This is a genomic window from Mycobacterium sp. 050128, assembly GCF_036409155.1.
Lineage (GTDB): Bacteria > Actinomycetota > Actinomycetes > Mycobacteriales > Mycobacteriaceae > Mycobacterium.
Genome location: NZ_JAZGLW010000001.1, coordinates 1,752,314 through 1,767,403, shown reverse-complemented (window position 1 = coordinate 1,767,403; position 15,090 = coordinate 1,752,314). Strand labels below are relative to the sequence as shown.

Here is a 15,090-nt window from a genome sequence, read left to right as displayed (position 1 = left end):
AACTTGTTTACCATCGCTGATTACGCGGCAACAGGTCCCACACGTGTTCGACGCCATTGACTCCCGCCACGGTCGCCTGACCGGTCCGCGAATACAGCAATCGGGTCACCGATGCGTAGTCGACGGGAAACGACAACAGCCGCTTCGTGCCTAGGATTTCGTGCAGCAAGAGGTTGATCACCCCGCCGTGGCTGAACACCGCGACCGTGTCCTCGGGGTCGGCGGACGCGACGAGGTCGTCGGTCGCCGCCCGGATTCGCGCCCGGAACGCGTCTTCGTCGACGGCACTGGGCAAGTGGCCCTGGGCCAGCCGCTCCCACTCCTTCGGGTTTTCGGCGCGGATCTGCTCGACCGGGATGTACACCGGAAGGTCGCGATCGTATTCGGCGAAGCGATCGTCGATCTCGACGGACAGCTGCCGGGCCGCCGCGACCGGCTCGGCGGTCTGGATGGCACGCCGCTGCGGGCTGCTGATCACCCGCGAGATTGGGAACCTGGCGAGCGCCTCGGGCAGGCGCGCGATCTGGGCCACCCCATCTTCTGAAAGGTCCGGGTCCGAACCCTGGCCGTGTTCGCTGCGCAGCGGCAACGCATGCCGGACCAGAAGCACTTGCATGTCTCTCCCTGTCGTTGGGTGGCTTGTTCGCAGTTTCTCATCGCCCGCTGCCACCGCGCGCGCCCGCCGCCTAATCGGCAAGGGACGCCGCCTAACGGCGAGAATCACCGCCGCTGTGGAGCATCGAAAGGCGCAGCCCGAGCTGGTGGGCGGTGGAGGTCCGAGACGGCACCCCCTGTCACCGAACGTGCTCTGAGTGCGGTTTTTCGGCGAGTTTCTCGCCATGAGAGCACGTTCGACGCGGATGTCGATCCCGGGCGGCAGTAGCGACAGTCCCGGAGAATGCTATTCTCCACGCAGAGAGTGGGGTGTGCGGACAATGGCGACTGCTGGTGAAACCCAACTGGACCCGGGTGTGCTGGGCCGATGGCTCGACGCCAACGACGCTCCGGGAAGCGGCGAAGAACCGCTCCTGGAGCAGCTCAAAGGCGGTTCGCAGAACACGCTGTATCTGATTACGCGTGGCGGTGAGCGGATGGTGTTGCGGATGCCCGGACCCCGGGCGGACGCCGCGCGCATCGACGGCTTGCTGCGCGAGATCCGGCTGGTGCGGGCGCTGTCGGGCACCGACGTGCCGCACGCCGAGCTGATCGCCGCCGACGACAGCGGCACGGTGCTGGGCATGCCGTTCTACGTGATGCGGGCGATCGACGGATGGAGCCCGATGGACGGCGGCTGGCAGCCACCGTTCGACACGAACCTCGACGCGCGGCGCGGGCTCGCGTTCGAACTCGTCGAAGGCGCCGCCAAGCTGGGCCGGGTCGACTGGCGCCGGCAAGGACTCGAGGGCTTCGGGCGGCCGGACGGATTCCACGATCGGCAGGTCGATCGTTGGCTGGCCTTCCTCGACGCCTATAAGGTGCGCGAACTGCCCGGCCTGAACGAGGCCGCCGACTGGTTGCGCCGTAACCGGCCCGCGGATTACCAGCCGGGCATCATGCACGGCGACTACCAGTTCGCCAACGTGATGTTCGCGCACGGCAGCCAGCCTCAGCTCGCCGCGATCGTGGACTGGGAGATGACCACGGTCGGCGATCCGCTGCTCGATCTGGCCTGGTGCCTGCTGGGCTACGACGGCGAAAACCCCAAGGGCGATGGGTTTTATCTAGACATGAGCGGGATGCCGAAGCGCAGCGAGTTGCTGAGTCACTACGAGAAAGTCAGCGGGCTTTCCACCGAGAACATCGACTACTACCTGGTGCTGGCCAACTGGAAGCTCGGCATCGTGCTGGAAAAGACGTACGCCGCCGGCGTGCGCACCGGAAAGGTCGACCCCAAGATCACCGACGCGTTCGGCCCGATGATCCTTGCGCTCATCGCGACGGCGGCCGAGATGGCGCGCAGCCTGCCGGCGAGGAGTCGCTGAAATGGGTTACGCCGACCAGCTTTTCGACCTCACCGATCGCGTAGTGCTGATCACCGGCGGCAGCCGTGGACTGGGACGGGAGATGGCGACCGCGGTCGCGCGCTGCGGCGCCGACGTGGTGATCGCCAGCCGGAACTTCGACAGCTGTGTGGTCGCGGCCAAGGAGGTGGAGGCCGAGACCGGGCGCTCCGCCATGCCCTACGGCGTGCACGTCGGACGCTGGGACCAGCTCGACGGGCTGGTCGACGCCACCTACGAGCGGTTCGGCAAGATCGACACCCTGATCAACAACGCGGGCATGTCCCCGCTCTACGACAAGCTGAGCAACGTCACCGAGAAGCTGTTCGACGCGGTGGTGAACCTTAATCTCAAAGGGCCGTTCCGGTTGTCGGCGTTGGTCGGTGAGCGAATGGTGGCCGCCGGCGGCGGGTCGATCATCAACGTCAGCTCCACCGGGTCGCTGCGCCCCAACGGCGGCATCATTCCGTATGCGGCCGCCAAGGCCGGGCTCAACGCGATGACCGAAGGACTGGCACAGGCGTTCGGTCCCACGGTACGGGTCAACACGCTGATGGCCGGGCCCTATCTGACCGACGTCAGCAAGGCGTGGGATCTGTCCGGCAACGACAACTTCAGCCACCTCCACCTGAAGCGCGCCGGTGACCCGCGCGAGGTCGTCGGTGCGGCCTTGTTCTTGGCGTCCGACGCGTCCAGTTTCACCAGCGGTTCGATTCTGCGGACCGACGGCGGAATTCCTTAAACGGCAGGAGTATTCGAATGTCATGGGACTTCTCTACCGATCCGGAGTTCGAGAAGAAGCTGGCCTGGGTTCGCGAGTTCGTCCGCGAGGAGGTGGAGCCGCTCGAGGTCCTGTTCCCGGGCTGTGAGTTCCTGCCGCTCAATGACGAGCGTCGGCGTATCGTCGATCCACTCAAGCAGCAGGTCCGCGACAATGGCTTGTGGGCACCACATCTGGGACCGGAGCTGGGCGGGCAGGGCTTCGGCGCGGTCAAGCTGACGTTGATCAACGAGATCCTTGGCCGCAGCCCCTGGGCACCGATCGTCTTCGGAACCCAAGCGCCCGATACCGGCAACGCGGAGATCATCGCGCGCTTCGGAACGCCGGAACAAAAGGACCGCTATCTGTCCGGCCTGCTGTCCGGGGAGATCTTCTCCTGCTTCTCGATGACCGAGCCGCAAGGCGGCGCGGACCCCCGCGTGTTTACCACCCGTGCCGTGCGCGACGGCGACGACTGGGTGATCACCGGGCGAAAGTACTTCTCCTCCAACGCTGCTGTCGCATCGTTCTTCATCGTCGTCGCGATCACCGATCCCGACGTGCCGGTCCACCGCGGCGCCTCGACATTCCTGATCCCGGCCGGGACCGAAGGGCTGAATCTGGAAGCCAACCACCATCTGGTGGGCGCGGACCCGCACGAACCGGGGCATTCGCTGGTGCACTACGACGGGGTACGGGTGGGGCCGGATGCGTTGCTCGGTGAAGCCGGTCAGGGCTTCCTGATTCTGCAGACTCGGCTGGCCGGCGGGCGGCTTCATCACGCGATGCGATCGATCGGGATGGCGCAGCGCGCCGTCGACATGATGGCGCGGCGCGCGAAAAGCCGTTTCACCCAAGGTAGCCCGCTGGCCGACAAGCAGCTGGTGCAGGAGTTCGTCGCCGATTCCTACACTGAGCTGATCCCGTTTCGGCTGACCGTGCTGCACGCGGCCTGGCTGATCGACAACGGCGACGAGCATGGCGCACGCGCCGAGATCGGTGCCTGCAAGATCCTGGCCTCGCAAGTGCTGAAATCGATTGCGCTGCGGGCGATTCAGGTGCATGGTGCGCTGGGACTCACCGACCAGCTACCGCTGGTCAACGTGCTGCTGGGCGGCATCGCGCTCGGGCTTGCCGACGGGCCGACCGAGGCGCACAAGGTCAACCTGGCGCGCATGCTGCTCAAAGGGTATGAGGCCGAGGAGGGCGACTGGCCGAGTGAAATGCTCGATGTGCGCCGCGACGCTGCCCGGCAGAAGTACGGTGCCCTCGTCGGTAGCGTTCCTGCACAACCACATTCGCCATGACCGACAGGGTCGCCGCGGCCGTCGAACGCGCCCTCGACGAGCGCCAGCGGGGGGCCACCGCCGAGGTCGAGCGAATCCTGGCTGCCGCGGTGCGGGTGATGGAGCGCGTCGCGCCCGACGAGCCTCGGGTCAGCGACATCGTCACCGAGGCCGGGTCGTCGAACAAGGCTTTCTACCGGTATTTTGCCGGCAAGGACGACCTCATCCTGGCGGTCATGGAACGTGGCGTCGGGATCGTCGTGTCCTACCTTCAGCACCAGATGGCCAAGGAACGGCAACCGCGGGACAAGATCGCGCGCTGGATCGAGGGCACGCTGGCACAAGTCGCCGAACCCGACCTGATCAGGAAAAGCCGCGCCGCCGCCGGTCAGATGGCTGCCGCGACGAACTGGCGTACGGTCGATCACGCAATGATGTACCCATTGCGCGATCTGCTGGTCGAACCGATTGCCGCACTGGGAAGTACCGATGTCGAGCGCGACGTCGAGGCGGTGTTCTGCTGCACCGCGGCGACGATGCGCCGATACATGGGCTCGGCCGTTCGGCCCGAGCCCGATGACATCGCACATGTGGTGCGGTTCTGTCTCAACGGGTTAGGAGCCAATTGATGCGTGCTGTCGTCTGTCGCGGCTACGGGCCACCGGAGAGCTTGGTGCTCGACGATGTTCCAGAGCCCGTCCCGGCGCCCGGCCAGATCCTGGTGCGGGTGCACGCCGCGGCAGTCAATTTCCCCGACGTGCTGTTCATCGCGGGCAAGTATCAGGTCAAGATCCCACCGCCGTTCATCCCGGGCAATGAGGTTGCCGGGGAAGTGCTCTCCGTCGGAGCCGGCACGCCGTTCAGCCCGGGCCAACGGGTGGCCGGAACCACGTTCGGAGCATTCGCCGAGCAGGCACTGCTCGACTCGACACAGGCCTCACTGGTGCCCGACGACGCCGACTTCGCGTCGGCCGCGGCCTTCGGAGTGACCTACCGCACCGCGTACCACGCATTGCGCACGACCGCCGCTGTGCAGCAAGGTGATTGGGTCGTCGTGCTGGGTGCCGCGGGTGGAGTGGGTCTGGCCGCCGTTGATCTCGCGGTAGCGATGGGGGCGCGGGTGCTCGCCGCGGCGTCGAGCCCGGAGAAGCTGGAACTGTGTCGGCAGCGCGGCGCCGAGGCTGTCGTGGACTACGACCGCGAGGACCTCAAATTGCGGATCCGTGAACTCACCGGAGATGCCGCGCGGGTGGTCCTGGACCCGGTCGGAGGATCGTATTCGGAGCCGGCGCTGCGCGGCCTGGCCCGCGGCGGCACCTTTGTCACCCTCGGTTACGCGGCGGGCAGCATCCCGGCGATCCCACTCAATCTCGTTATGCTCAAGGACATCTGCGTGCGCGGCATGGAGATCCGCACCTTCATGGCCGACTACCCCCAGGAATTCGTCCGCGACATCGAAGAGCTGACGCACATGTTCGCCGACGGCACGGTCCGCCCCTACATCGGCGCGCGATTCCCGTTGTCCGAGGCGCCGGCGGCGTTGCGATACGTCGCCGATCGCAAGGTGCTGGGCAAGGTGGTCATCGACGTCGCGTGACCCGGCTGCCACGTTGCTCGCCGGGCAAGCGTGGCCAACACCACGCCGAGGCGAGGGTGCGCGTCTGGCGGCTACGGCGTGACGATGTTGAACGCCGGGTTCGGCTCGTCGAGTACGTCGAGAAACGCCTGCAGTGCGTTCTGGTCGCCGGTGATTTCCAGACCGGGTGAGGTGAAGTCGCCCATCGCCGTTCTCAGGAGCCGAGATTTGGTCTCCAGCTTGACCGTAACGGTCGCCGTCGCGGGATCGGCAGCGACGCTGCGGTGGACGAGCACGCCGTTGCGCAGGGCGAGCCGATAATTCGTGGCCAGGTCGGCAAAAGAGATGTCGATGGTGATATCGAGGTCCCAGCTGCGCGGGCCGTTGACGCGAATCGCAAGGCCGTCGAATATCTGCTCCGGCGTCAGTTGGGAAAGCATCGTCGACGACGTGACCTGGCCCGCCGTCCCGAAGTTGCCCTCGCGCAATTCGGTTGCCCCGCTCATGAAGAAGTTGCGCCACGTCGCGTTCTCGGCGCCGTAGCCCAGTTGCTCCAGGGTGTCGGCATACAGCGCACGAGCCGCGGCGTGCTCACTGTCGGTGAAGATCGCATGGTCAAGCAGCGTTGCGGCCCAACGGAAATCGCCAGCGTCAAACGCTTTTTGGGCCAACTCGACGACATGACCGATCCCACCCATCGCGTCGACGTAGCGAGGCGCGAGGGCCTCGGGGGGATGCGGCCAGAGTCGTCCCGGGTTGCCGTCGAACCAGCCCATGTAACGCTGGTAGACCGCCTTGACGTTGTGGCTCACCGATCCGTAGTAGCCGCGGGTATGCCACACCTGGTCCAAAGCCGTTGGCATCTGGAACATTTCGGCGATCTCGACTCCGGTGTAGCCCTGGTTGAGCAGGCGCAACGTCTGGTCGTGCAGGTAGGCGTAGAGGTCACGCTGCAGCGACAAGAACTTGACGATGTTTTCCTGTCCCCAGGTCGGCCAATGGTGCGAGGCGAATACCACATCCGTGCGGCCCGCGAAGGCATCGATGGCCTCGGTCAGATAGCCCGCCCAGGCGTGCGGGTCGCGAACGAGTGCTCCGCGCAAGGTCAGCAGATTGTGCAAGTTATGGGTGGCGTTCTCGGCCATGCACAACGCACGGAAACGTGGGAAGTAGAAGTGCATTTCGGCGGGAGCCTCGGTGCCGGGCGCCATCTGGAACTCGATCTCCACGCCGTCGATTGTGTGCGTCTCACCGGTCTCCCGGATGTCGATGGTGGGCACGATGATCGCGACCTCGCCCGCCGACGGAATCTGACCGAGCCCGCAGCCCACCTGCTCTTGCGGTCCGCGCTCTAACAGGCTGCCGTACATGTAGGTCGCGCGACGAAGCATGGCCGGACCCGCGTAGACGTTTTCCTGCACCGCGTGCGCGGTGAACCCCTCGGGCGCCAGCACCGCCACCGTACCGGCATCCACATCGGCCTGCGAAGTCACGCCCAGCACGCCGCCGAAATGGTCGACGTGACTGTGGGTGTAGATCACCGCGACGACGGGACGCTCCGCGCCGCGGTGGGTGCGGTAGAGGTCCAGCGCCGCGGCGGCCACCTCGGTGGAGACCAACGGATCGATGACGATGATCCCGGTTTCGCCCTCGATGAAAGTGATGTTGGAGATGTCGAAACCGCGGACCTGATAGATGCCCGGGACCACCTCGTAGAGGCCCTGTTTGGCGTTCAGCCCCGATTGGCGCCAGAGGCTGGGGTGCACCGAGGTTGGCGCGGGACCTTCCAGGAAGGCGTAGACGTCGTTGTCCCACACCACACGTCCGTCGGCCGCCCTGATGACGCAGGGCGACAGCGAGGCGATGAATCCGCGATCGGCGTTGTCGAAATCCGTTGTGTCATCCCAGGGCAGAGCATGTTCACGATGCGCCGACTCGATGACTGGGGTGGGGGGCTTGTGGTCCACCGGCAATACATTGCCATTAATCCGCCCTTGCCCGAAAGGATGTGCCGAAAGCCGACGGGTTAACCCGGACGAAACAATTTCGGTGAACCTCTTATATGCGGCCCGGCAAACGCGGCATACTGCGGTGACGGCCCTCAATGTTGAGGACCGCAATGATCGGGCAAAGGAGATCAAGTGAAGCGTGAACTGACGGTCGCGGTGGCCGGAGCAGCGATTCTGGTCGCCGGCATTTCCGGCTGTTCGAGCGACAAGAAGAGTTCGAGTGGTGCCTCGTCAGGTGCAAGCACTTCCGCTAGTTCGGGCGGCGGTGGTGGCACCAAGGTGATCATCGACGGCAAGGACCAGAACGTCAGCGGCTCGGTCGTGTGCACAAAGGCTGGCGGCAACGTCAACATCGCGATCGGCGGCGCCGCAACGGGCATCGCCGCGGTGCTCACCGACGCCGACCCGCCCCAGGTGACGTCCGTTGGGCTGGGCAATGTCAACGGCGTGACGCTCGCGTACGCCGCGGCCGGCGGCGGGGGCAATGCCTCGGCCACCAAGAGCGGCAACAGTTACAAGATCACCGGGACTGCCACTGGCGTCGACATGGCCAACCCGACGCAGCCGGTGAACAAGCCCTTCGAGATCGACGTAGCCTGCACTAGCTAAGCGAGGCCGCGGGCGGTTGCCACCCGTTGAGTGGCAACCGCACCGTGAACTCGGTATGGCCCGGTGAGCTGTCCACGGTGATCGTGCCCTCGTGCGCCTTGACGACGGCGGAGACGATCGCCAGCCCCAGCCCCGTGCTGCCGCCCTTGCGGGAGCGTGAGGTGTCACCGCGGGCAAAACGCTCGAACACCTCTGACTGCAATGCCGACGGAATGCCGGGCCCATTGTCGATCACCTGCAGCACGCTGTGCGTCGGCTCGGTGCTCAACCGCGTCGTGACAACGGTCCCCGCGCCGGTGTGAATACGCGCGTTGGCAAGCAGATTCGTCAACACCTGATGCAGCCGTGCCGCGTCCCCGACGACGACCACCGGCTCCTCGGGCAGGTCGAGTTCCCACTGGTGGTCCGGTCCCGCGACGTGCGCGTCGCTGACCGCGTCGACCGCCACCCGCGACAAGTCGACCGGCTCACGTTCCAGCGGCCGGCCCGAGTCCAGGCGGGCCAACAGCAGTAGGTCTTCGACGAGGCGTGTTATCCGCTCGGTCTCCGACGCGACGCGGCTCATCGCGTGTGCGACCGCCTCGCGATCGTCGCCCATCCGTTGGGTGAGTTCGGTGTAGCCGCGGATCGCGGCCAGCGGGGTGCGCAGTTCGTGACTCGCGTCGGCGACGAACTGCCGGACCCTCGTCTCGCTGGCCTGCCGGGCCGACAGCGCGGCCACGATGTGGTCCAGCATCCGGTTCAGCGCCGACCCCAGTTGGCCCACCTCGGTGGAGGGGTTGGCGTCGGATTCGGGAACCCGCACCGGCAGCTCGACCTCACCGCGGTCCAGCGGCAGATTCGAAACCCGCCGCGCGGTTTGCGCGACGCGCCGCAGCGGAGCGAGGGCTCGCCTGATGATCACCATCCCGGCGATCGTCGCTGCGGCCAAAGCGATTATGGTGACGATCCCGAAGATGGCCAGCATCTGGATCAGCGTGGCGTCGACGTCTGCCATGGACAGGCCGGTGACGATCACGTCGCCGCCGCGCCGGCTCGGGGCCGCCACGACGCGATACCGCCCGAGGCCGTCGAGGTCCAGCGTCACCGGCTTGCGGCTACCGGCGATCGCCGCCAGTTGCTGCTGGGCTTTATCGGTCAGCGCGGCCCGCGAACCAATGCTGGTCAGGTAGCCGGCATCGACCGTCTTGCCGTCGCTGACCACCGCGGCGACCATGCCGGCGGGCTGGCCGGGCGCGTCGAGGAACCGCGGCCCCGGACCCGGCCGCGGGTTGAAGCCGTGGTCGTGACGCCAGCCCGGACGATTCGGCTCCGGGTACATCAGCGCCGAGCGGTGCGAGGTTCCGCCCAACTGACCGTCGAGCTGTCGCATCAAGTGGTGGTTCAGCGACAGTTCGGTCGCCGCGGTGATCCCGACACAGACCAGGGCGAGCACGATGACCTGCCCAACCAGCAGGCGCAGCCGAAGCGACCAAACTCGCCGCGCCCTAGACGGCGGGCTTGAGGACATAACCCGCGCCGCGCAGCGTGTGGATCATCGGCTCGCGACCATTGTCGATCTTCTTGCGTAAGTAAGAGATATAGAGCTCGACGATGTTGGACCGCCCGCCGAAGTCGTAACTCCACACCCGGTCGAGGATCTGCGCCTTGCTCAGCACTCGCTTGGAATTGCGCATCATGAACCGCAGCAGCTCAAACTCGGTGGAGGTCAACGAAACCGGCTCGCCGGCACGGGTCACCTCGTGGCTGTCCTCGTCCAACACCAGGTCGCCGACCACGAGCTGCGCGCCGCTGTCGAGCGTCGTAACGCCGGTGCGCCGCAACAACGCTCGCAACCGCAGCACCACCTCTTCGATGCTGAACGGCTTGGTGACGTAGTCGTCGCCGCCCGCGGTCAACCCCGCGATGCGATCTTCCACCGCGTCCTTTGCCGTCAGCAACAGCACCGGCAGCTGTGGATTCTCTTCGCGCAGTTTGTGCAATACGTCGAGGCCGCTCATGTCGGGCAACATCACGTCGAGGACAACGACATCCGGCCGCTGGGCACGGGCCGAGGCGATCGCCGACGATCCGTCACCCGCGGTCGCGATATTCCAGCCCTCGTACCGCAGCGCCATCGACACCATTTCGGCCAGAACGGATTCGTCGTCCACGACCAGCACGTTGATCGGATTGCCGTCCGCGCGACACATGACAACGCGCTCCACGGAGTTTCGAGGCTGCGTCACAGGTTCCAGTATCCGCGTCCGACTGGGCCGACGCTATGACATTCCTTTGTGTGTTCTGTGAAACCGCAGGCAGGACCTAGTACCAATACCGCCGACCGGCCACCGGGCGACCGACCGACCCGAGGATCCACATCACCGCGCCGATGACGATCAGGACAATGCCGATCGTCCACAGCAAAGGAATAGCGAAGAAATAACCGAGAATGAGTAGGACGACACCTAAGACGATCATGACGACTTCCTTTACGTGAGCGACACTTGACTGCTTTGCATTGAACTGGGTTGCGGCACACGGCAATCCTTGACCTTGGGGTTCACACCCCCATAGTTCAACGGCCCTGCTACCACCGTCAGCGCGATGTTTCCCGCAGTGACACAATTCGTTTGGCCTGTTTCGAAGTACCCGCGTTGCCATGCTGCGAATACCCCTATGAGCAGCCACACTAGGACGATCGCGCCGATTATTCCGCGACCACGCATCGTGACCTCCGTTGTGTTCGAGAAAGAAATTCCCGTCGCCTAACGATACCCGTTGGACTCATGTCTAAACATCGCCGTGGCTAACATTTGGAGTCGCTCTGCACGGCCCTGAGCACTACGGGTGGGCGGCCAGCCAGTCCGCGGCGCGTTTATTGGAAGCCCGGGACAGCCACGCGTCCTGAATCAGCTCGGTCAGTTCCGTTCTGGTGATTTCCGCCAGCCGGCCGGCCCGCACCAGCACCGACGGATGCCCGTCGAAGTGGTCGGTGGTGAAGAAGGGCGACCCTGGATCCTGAATCAACGCCAGCTTGTCGCTCTGCGAGTCCACCCAGAGCATGATCACGTCGTCGTAGCGTTCCCCGGTGTCCGGATCGGTCGCGTCGGGCTGCGGAGTACGGAAGAACACGAACGACTTCGCGCCGACCTGGTAGATGGCGTTACCCTTCGGCCCCTCGATCCGTTTCACATGCGGCATCGATGCGGCGATCTGATGCACGTCGCCCACCCGAGCGGGTCGATCGGCCATAACGGCGACCCTAGCGTGCAAGCATTTTCGCCAAAAGCTCGGTGAGCCGCTTCTGGTCGGCGGCACTGAGTTTGCCCGTCATGGGTTCCATCAGCTCACCGATCTCGGCGATGATCCGCAGCTCGAGTCGCCGTGCTTCGGTGGTCAGGCTGACCCGCACCGAACGGCCGTCGACGGCGTCGGTGGCCTTACGGACCAGCCCACGCTGGACCGCACGGTCGATCAGGCCGCTGACCGTCGAGCGTTCCAGTCCGAGATAGCTCGCAAGTTCGGCCATCGCGGGTTCGCGATCACGCAGAATCCCAAGGACCCGCAGCTGGGTTAGGGACAGATCATGTTCGGCGGCAACGCGACTCAGCACCGCGATCACCCCGAATGACACCTGCACGAGGTTGTCCCTGAGATCGTTGTCCGTCTCCATGGCCTAGACGATACCTTGAGATAGTTCGCAATACCATCTATTCTAGTTCGTATTACCATCTATATGCTTAGCGCCGCAGCGAGGGGAACCACCATGCACGCAGCCGTCGTCACCACATTCGACAAGCCGCCCGCCTACCGCGAGTTCCCCAGTCCCACCACGCAAACCGCCGACGAGATCGTGGTCGACGTGATCGCCGCCGGCCTGCATCCGCGGGTGCGGTCCCAGGCCGACGGCTCGCACTACACCAGCACCGCGGCGTTACCCCTGGTCCCCGGCATCGACGGGGTGGGACGCGCACCCGACGGCACGATCCGCTACTTCGTCCTGCCCGACACCACGATGGGCGCGATGGCCGAACAGACCGTCATCGACCAACGCCGCAGCATCGTGTTGCCGCATGGCACCGACCCCATCCTGGTGGCCGCGGCGATGAACCCCGTCATGTCCTCGTGGCTGGCCCTGCGCCGGCGCATCGACTTCGCACCCGGCCAATCCGTGTTGGTCCTCGGCGCCACCGGAAGTTCGGGCCGCCTGGCCGTGCAGGTCGCCAAGCAGCTCGGCGCCGGTCACGTCATCGGAGCCGGTCGCGCCGCGCAGCGACTCGCGGCGCTGCAAGCGCTAGGGGCCGACACCGTCGTTCAAATCGACAATGCCTCGGCGATAAACGATCTCGCGCTCGCCGCGCGCGACGTCGATGTGGTGATCGACTATCTGTGGGGCCCTGTCACGGCCGAGGTGATGGCCAGGATCGCCACCCACCGATCCGATCGCGCAAAGCCGCTCACCTGGCTCGAAATCGGCTCGGTCGCGGGGCCGTCGGCCGAAATCTTTTCCGCCGCACTGCGTGCCGTGCGACTGCAGATTGTCGGCAGCGGGCAGGGGTCGATCCCGAACCGCGACATCCTCGCCGAACTGCCGGCGATTGCCGCCGAAATCAACAGTGGCGCTTTCGAACTCGATGCCCGCACTGTGCCGCTCGCCGACGTCGAAGCCGCGTGGGGCGTCGCCGACGCCGGTCAGCGGCTCGTCATCACGCCCTAGCGGCGTCGTTGTGCGGACACGTACAGCGTGGGCGGCATGGCATCGTCGGCGCCGTCGGCCAGGCTGCGGTGGTAGCGAGCCATCAACTCCGGGAAGGTCACCGCCGCCACCTCCCAGCCATGGTCGCGCAGCCATTCGTCGACCGGGGTGCGCTCCTCGGCGTACCAGAGGTCGTCGACATCGGTGATCTCGGCGTCGACCACCTCGGCGATCGCGGCGCGCATGCGCCGCATGTCTTCACGCTGCCGCTGTACCCGCTCGGGGTCGGTAAAGCCTTTGCTCGGAACGTTGGACGCCAGCCAACTACCCGGTGCGCTGAGCGAATGGATGCGCTCGAACAACAGGTCCTGCGCCTGTGCCGGCAGGTAGCGCACCAACCCCTCGGCGGACCAGACGCTGGGTTTCGACGCATCAAAACCCGCTTCCTGCAATGCCTTTGGCCAGTCCTGACGCAGATCGATCGGTATGGTGACCAGTTCGGCGGTGGGCTGGGCGCCGTGCTGCTTCAAGGTGGATGTCTTGAAGTCGAGCACCTTGGGCTGGTCGAGTTCGTACACCACGGTGCCGGCGGGCCACGGCAGCCGCCATGAGCGAGCGTCAAGTCCGGACGCCAGGATCACCACCTGCCGAACACCGGCGTCGGCCGCGCCGAGAAAGAACTCGTCGAAGAACGCCGTGCGGGTCGCCATGAAGTCGACCATCAGCTGTGCCCGCGAGCGCACCTCGGGTTCGATTTGGACCGCCTTGGCCAGCAACGCGGGATCGGCGTAGATGCTCCACATCCCCTCCCCCACGGCGTTGACGAAGACGCGTGCGAACGGGTCGTTGATGAGCGGATTCTCGCTCTCGGTCTCGGCGGCGCGGGCCGCCGCAACACCGAGTGCGGTTGAGCCCACGCTTTGAGTGATGTCCCAGGAATCGTTGTCGGTACGCGGCATCGCCAGTCCTTTCCCACCCCGATAGTCGGTTGCGTTCACTATTCTTCCAGCCGCCGACGCCTCCTGGCACTCGCGGAGGGTGACACGCGCCGTCTTCACAGAGGGCCCACAGGTAAGGATCGCCCTCCGGTACACACCGAAACCCAAGGGCGCAGCGCCCGCAGAGTAGGTTCTGCGACGTGGAGCACGTGGACTTGGACGCGGTCGCGGAATGGATGTCCCGGCAGGGGCTAGGCGATGGACCGCTGCAGGAAGTTTCGGCCGTCACGGGCGGAACGCAGAACGTGATGCTGCGGTTCACCAGGTCCGGGCGACCCTATGTGCTGCGGCGTGGGCCACGACACCTGCGTCCGCGCAGCAACAGCGTGATCCTGCGGGAAACCAAAGTCCTTGCGGCGCTTGCCGGTTCCGACGTGCCGCACCCGCACCTGATCGCCGCGTGCGAGGACACCGCGGTGCTGGGCGATGCCGTTTTCTACCTGATGGACCCCGTCGATGGATTCAACGCCGGCGAGGGACTGCCGCCGTTACATGCCGGCGATGCCGGCGTGCGGCACGGCATGGGCCTGTCGATGGCCGACTCGCTGGCGAAGCTGGGCGCCGTCGACCACGTCGCGGTGGGTCTCGCCGACTTCGGTAAGCCCGACGGCTTCCTGGAACGTCAGGTGCCCCGGTGGCTTTCGGAGCTGGACTCCTACAGCGAGTACGACGGCTACCCCGGCCCGGATATCCCGGGGATCGAGGAAGTGTCGGCGTGGCTGGAACATCACCGGCCGGCCGCCTGGAAGCCCGGAATCATGCACGGTGACTACCACGCGGCCAACGTGATGTTCTCCCGCACCGGGCCGGACGTCGTCGCGATCGTCGACTGGGAGATGTGCACGATCGGTGACCCGCTGCTGGATCTGGGCTGGCTACTGGCCACCTGGCGACAAGACGACGGAACCAGCGTGTTCAGCCACGCACTGGGCGGCCAGGACGGGTTGGCCAGCACCGACGAGCTGTTCGAGCGCTACGCCGCCAACACCACCCGCGACTTGTCGCACATCACCTGGTACACCGTGCTGGCCTGCTTCAAGCTGGGCATCGTCATCGAGGGCACGTTGGCCCGTGCGTGCGCCGGTAAGGCCGAAAAAGAAGTGGGCGATCAACTGCATGCGGCCACGGTGCACCTGTTCGAGCGCGCGCTGACCCAGATCGGCACCGGCTAGCA

17 protein-coding genes are annotated in these 15,090 nt (G+C 65.7%); 8 read left to right on the top strand and 9 right to left on the bottom strand.

Going from position 1 to position 15,090, the window contains the following annotated elements; all coding sequences use genetic code 11:
• Window positions 1-7: 7 nt before the first annotated feature.
• Window positions 8-616 (bottom strand): histidine phosphatase family protein, encoded by a 609-nt coding sequence (locus SKC41_RS08525; RefSeq protein ID WP_330977230.1) that lies wholly within the window; start codon window positions 614-616, stop codon window positions 8-10.
• A gap of 319 nt (window positions 617-935) precedes the next feature.
• Between SKC41_RS08525 and SKC41_RS08520 the strand changes: the two genes are divergently transcribed.
• From SKC41_RS08520 to SKC41_RS08500, 5 genes are read left to right on the top strand one after another with little or no spacing between them, the layout of a single operon-like run.
• Window positions 936-1,982 (top strand): phosphotransferase family protein, encoded by a 1,047-nt coding sequence (locus SKC41_RS08520; protein WP_330977229.1) that lies wholly within the window; start codon window positions 936-938, stop codon window positions 1,980-1,982.
• 1 nt (window position 1,983) lies between these two features.
• A complete protein-coding gene (locus SKC41_RS08515; RefSeq protein WP_330977228.1) occupies window positions 1,984-2,742 on the top strand; it encodes an SDR family NAD(P)-dependent oxidoreductase in 759 nt (252 codons plus the stop codon).
• 17 nt (window positions 2,743-2,759) lie between these two features.
• The gene (locus SKC41_RS08510) at window positions 2,760-4,067 is read left to right on the top strand and encodes an acyl-CoA dehydrogenase family protein (protein ID WP_330977227.1); all 1,308 of its coding nucleotides are present in this window, start codon (window positions 2,760-2,762) and stop codon (window positions 4,065-4,067) included.
• Window positions 4,064-4,675, top strand: coding sequence for a TetR/AcrR family transcriptional regulator (locus tag SKC41_RS08505; protein ID WP_330977226.1), 612 nt, complete (start codon window positions 4,064-4,066; stop codon window positions 4,673-4,675). Before SKC41_RS08510 ends, SKC41_RS08505 begins: the two co-directional genes overlap by 4 nt.
• Complete coding sequence (locus SKC41_RS08500; RefSeq protein ID WP_330977225.1) at window positions 4,675-5,643, top strand: NADPH:quinone oxidoreductase family protein; 969 nt, start codon at window positions 4,675-4,677, stop codon at window positions 5,641-5,643. The genes SKC41_RS08505 and SKC41_RS08500 overlap by 1 nt, the downstream gene beginning before the upstream one ends.
• A 71-nt stretch (window positions 5,644-5,714) precedes the next feature.
• On the opposite strand, the gene SKC41_RS08495 is transcribed toward SKC41_RS08500, so the two are convergent.
• Window positions 5,715-7,595: an alkyl/aryl-sulfatase gene (locus SKC41_RS08495; protein ID WP_330977224.1), complete on the bottom strand. Its 1,881-nt coding sequence runs from the start codon at window positions 7,593-7,595 to the stop codon at window positions 5,715-5,717.
• A 168-nt stretch (window positions 7,596-7,763) separates the two neighbouring features.
• Here SKC41_RS08495 and SKC41_RS08490 point away from each other — a divergent pair, with 168 nt between their 5' ends.
• The gene (locus tag SKC41_RS08490) at window positions 7,764-8,240 is read left to right on the top strand and encodes a lipoprotein LpqH (protein WP_330977223.1); all 477 of its coding nucleotides are present in this window, start codon (window positions 7,764-7,766) and stop codon (window positions 8,238-8,240) included.
• Here SKC41_RS08490 and SKC41_RS08485 read toward each other — a convergent pair.
• The 6 genes from SKC41_RS08485 to SKC41_RS08460 form a co-directional block, all read right to left on the bottom strand.
• Window positions 8,233-9,750 (bottom strand): sensor histidine kinase, encoded by a 1,518-nt coding sequence (locus tag SKC41_RS08485; protein WP_330977222.1) that lies wholly within the window; start codon window positions 9,748-9,750, stop codon window positions 8,233-8,235. The two genes, SKC41_RS08490 and SKC41_RS08485, sit on opposite strands and share 8 nt — an antisense overlap.
• On the bottom strand, window positions 9,728-10,432 hold the full coding sequence (gene tcrX / locus SKC41_RS08480) for a two-component system response regulator TcrX (protein WP_330977221.1): 705 nt from the start codon (window positions 10,430-10,432) through the stop codon (window positions 9,728-9,730). The genes SKC41_RS08485 and tcrX overlap by 23 nt, the downstream gene beginning before the upstream one ends.
• Window positions 10,433-10,544: 112 nt before the next feature.
• Window positions 10,545-10,700, bottom strand: coding sequence for a hypothetical protein (locus tag SKC41_RS08475; RefSeq protein WP_330977220.1), 156 nt, complete (start codon window positions 10,698-10,700; stop codon window positions 10,545-10,547).
• Window positions 10,701-10,711: 11 nt separating this feature from the next.
• Entirely contained in the window at window positions 10,712-10,948 is a 237-nt protein-coding gene (locus SKC41_RS08470; protein WP_330977219.1) for a hypothetical protein, read from the bottom strand.
• A 115-nt stretch (window positions 10,949-11,063) separates the two neighbouring features.
• Window positions 11,064-11,474, bottom strand: coding sequence for an MmcQ/YjbR family DNA-binding protein (locus SKC41_RS08465; RefSeq protein WP_330977218.1), 411 nt, complete (start codon window positions 11,472-11,474; stop codon window positions 11,064-11,066).
• A gap of 10 nt (window positions 11,475-11,484) precedes the next feature.
• On the bottom strand, window positions 11,485-11,895 hold the full coding sequence (locus tag SKC41_RS08460; RefSeq protein WP_330977217.1) for a MarR family winged helix-turn-helix transcriptional regulator: 411 nt from the start codon (window positions 11,893-11,895) through the stop codon (window positions 11,485-11,487).
• Between the two features lie 93 nt (window positions 11,896-11,988).
• Between SKC41_RS08460 and SKC41_RS08455 the strand changes: the two genes are divergently transcribed.
• Window positions 11,989-12,939, top strand: coding sequence for a zinc-binding alcohol dehydrogenase family protein (locus tag SKC41_RS08455; RefSeq protein ID WP_330977216.1), 951 nt, complete (start codon window positions 11,989-11,991; stop codon window positions 12,937-12,939).
• On the opposite strand, the gene SKC41_RS08450 is transcribed toward SKC41_RS08455, so the two are convergent.
• Window positions 12,936-13,877 carry a class I SAM-dependent methyltransferase gene (locus SKC41_RS08450; protein ID WP_330977215.1) on the bottom strand — a complete coding sequence of 314 codons (942 nt, stop codon included), beginning with the start codon at window positions 13,875-13,877 and terminating at the stop codon, window positions 12,936-12,938. The genes SKC41_RS08455 and SKC41_RS08450 overlap by 4 nt on opposite strands.
• Before the next feature lie 215 nt (window positions 13,878-14,092).
• On the opposite strand from SKC41_RS08450, the gene SKC41_RS08445 reads away from it, so the two are divergent.
• Window positions 14,093-15,088 (top strand): phosphotransferase family protein, encoded by a 996-nt coding sequence (locus SKC41_RS08445; protein ID WP_330978799.1) that lies wholly within the window; start codon window positions 14,093-14,095, stop codon window positions 15,086-15,088.
• Window positions 15,089-15,090: the final 2 nt, after the last annotated feature.

Coding starts and splice junctions, on each gene's coding strand:
- SKC41_RS08475 (WP_330977220.1), bottom strand. CDS start 10,700: ATGATCGTCTTAGGTGTCGTCCTACTCATTCTCGGTTATTTCTTCGCT.
- SKC41_RS08500 (WP_330977225.1), top strand. CDS start 4,675: ATGCGTGCTGTCGTCTGTCGCGGCTACGGGCCACCGGAGAGCTTGGTG.
- SKC41_RS08520 (WP_330977229.1), top strand. CDS start 936: ATGGCGACTGCTGGTGAAACCCAACTGGACCCGGGTGTGCTGGGCCGA.
- SKC41_RS08455 (WP_330977216.1), top strand. CDS start 11,989: ATGCACGCAGCCGTCGTCACCACATTCGACAAGCCGCCCGCCTACCGC.
- SKC41_RS08465 (WP_330977218.1), bottom strand. CDS start 11,474: ATGGCCGATCGACCCGCTCGGGTGGGCGACGTGCATCAGATCGCCGCA.
- SKC41_RS08450 (WP_330977215.1), bottom strand. CDS start 13,877: ATGCCGCGTACCGACAACGATTCCTGGGACATCACTCAAAGCGTGGGC.
- tcrX (WP_330977221.1), bottom strand. CDS start 10,432: ATGTGTCGCGCGGACGGCAATCCGATCAACGTGCTGGTCGTGGACGAC.
- SKC41_RS08525 (WP_330977230.1), bottom strand. CDS start 616: ATGCAAGTGCTTCTGGTCCGGCATGCGTTGCCGCTGCGCAGCGAACAC.
- SKC41_RS08485 (WP_330977222.1), bottom strand. CDS start 9,750: ATGTCCTCAAGCCCGCCGTCTAGGGCGCGGCGAGTTTGGTCGCTTCGG.
- SKC41_RS08515 (WP_330977228.1), top strand. CDS start 1,984: ATGGGTTACGCCGACCAGCTTTTCGACCTCACCGATCGCGTAGTGCTG.
- SKC41_RS08460 (WP_330977217.1), bottom strand. CDS start 11,895: ATGGAGACGGACAACGATCTCAGGGACAACCTCGTGCAGGTGTCATTC.
- SKC41_RS08510 (WP_330977227.1), top strand. CDS start 2,760: ATGTCATGGGACTTCTCTACCGATCCGGAGTTCGAGAAGAAGCTGGCC.
- SKC41_RS08505 (WP_330977226.1), top strand. CDS start 4,064: ATGACCGACAGGGTCGCCGCGGCCGTCGAACGCGCCCTCGACGAGCGC.
- SKC41_RS08470 (WP_330977219.1), bottom strand. CDS start 10,948: ATGCGTGGTCGCGGAATAATCGGCGCGATCGTCCTAGTGTGGCTGCTC.
- SKC41_RS08445 (WP_330978799.1), top strand. CDS start 14,093: ATGTCCCGGCAGGGGCTAGGCGATGGACCGCTGCAGGAAGTTTCGGCC.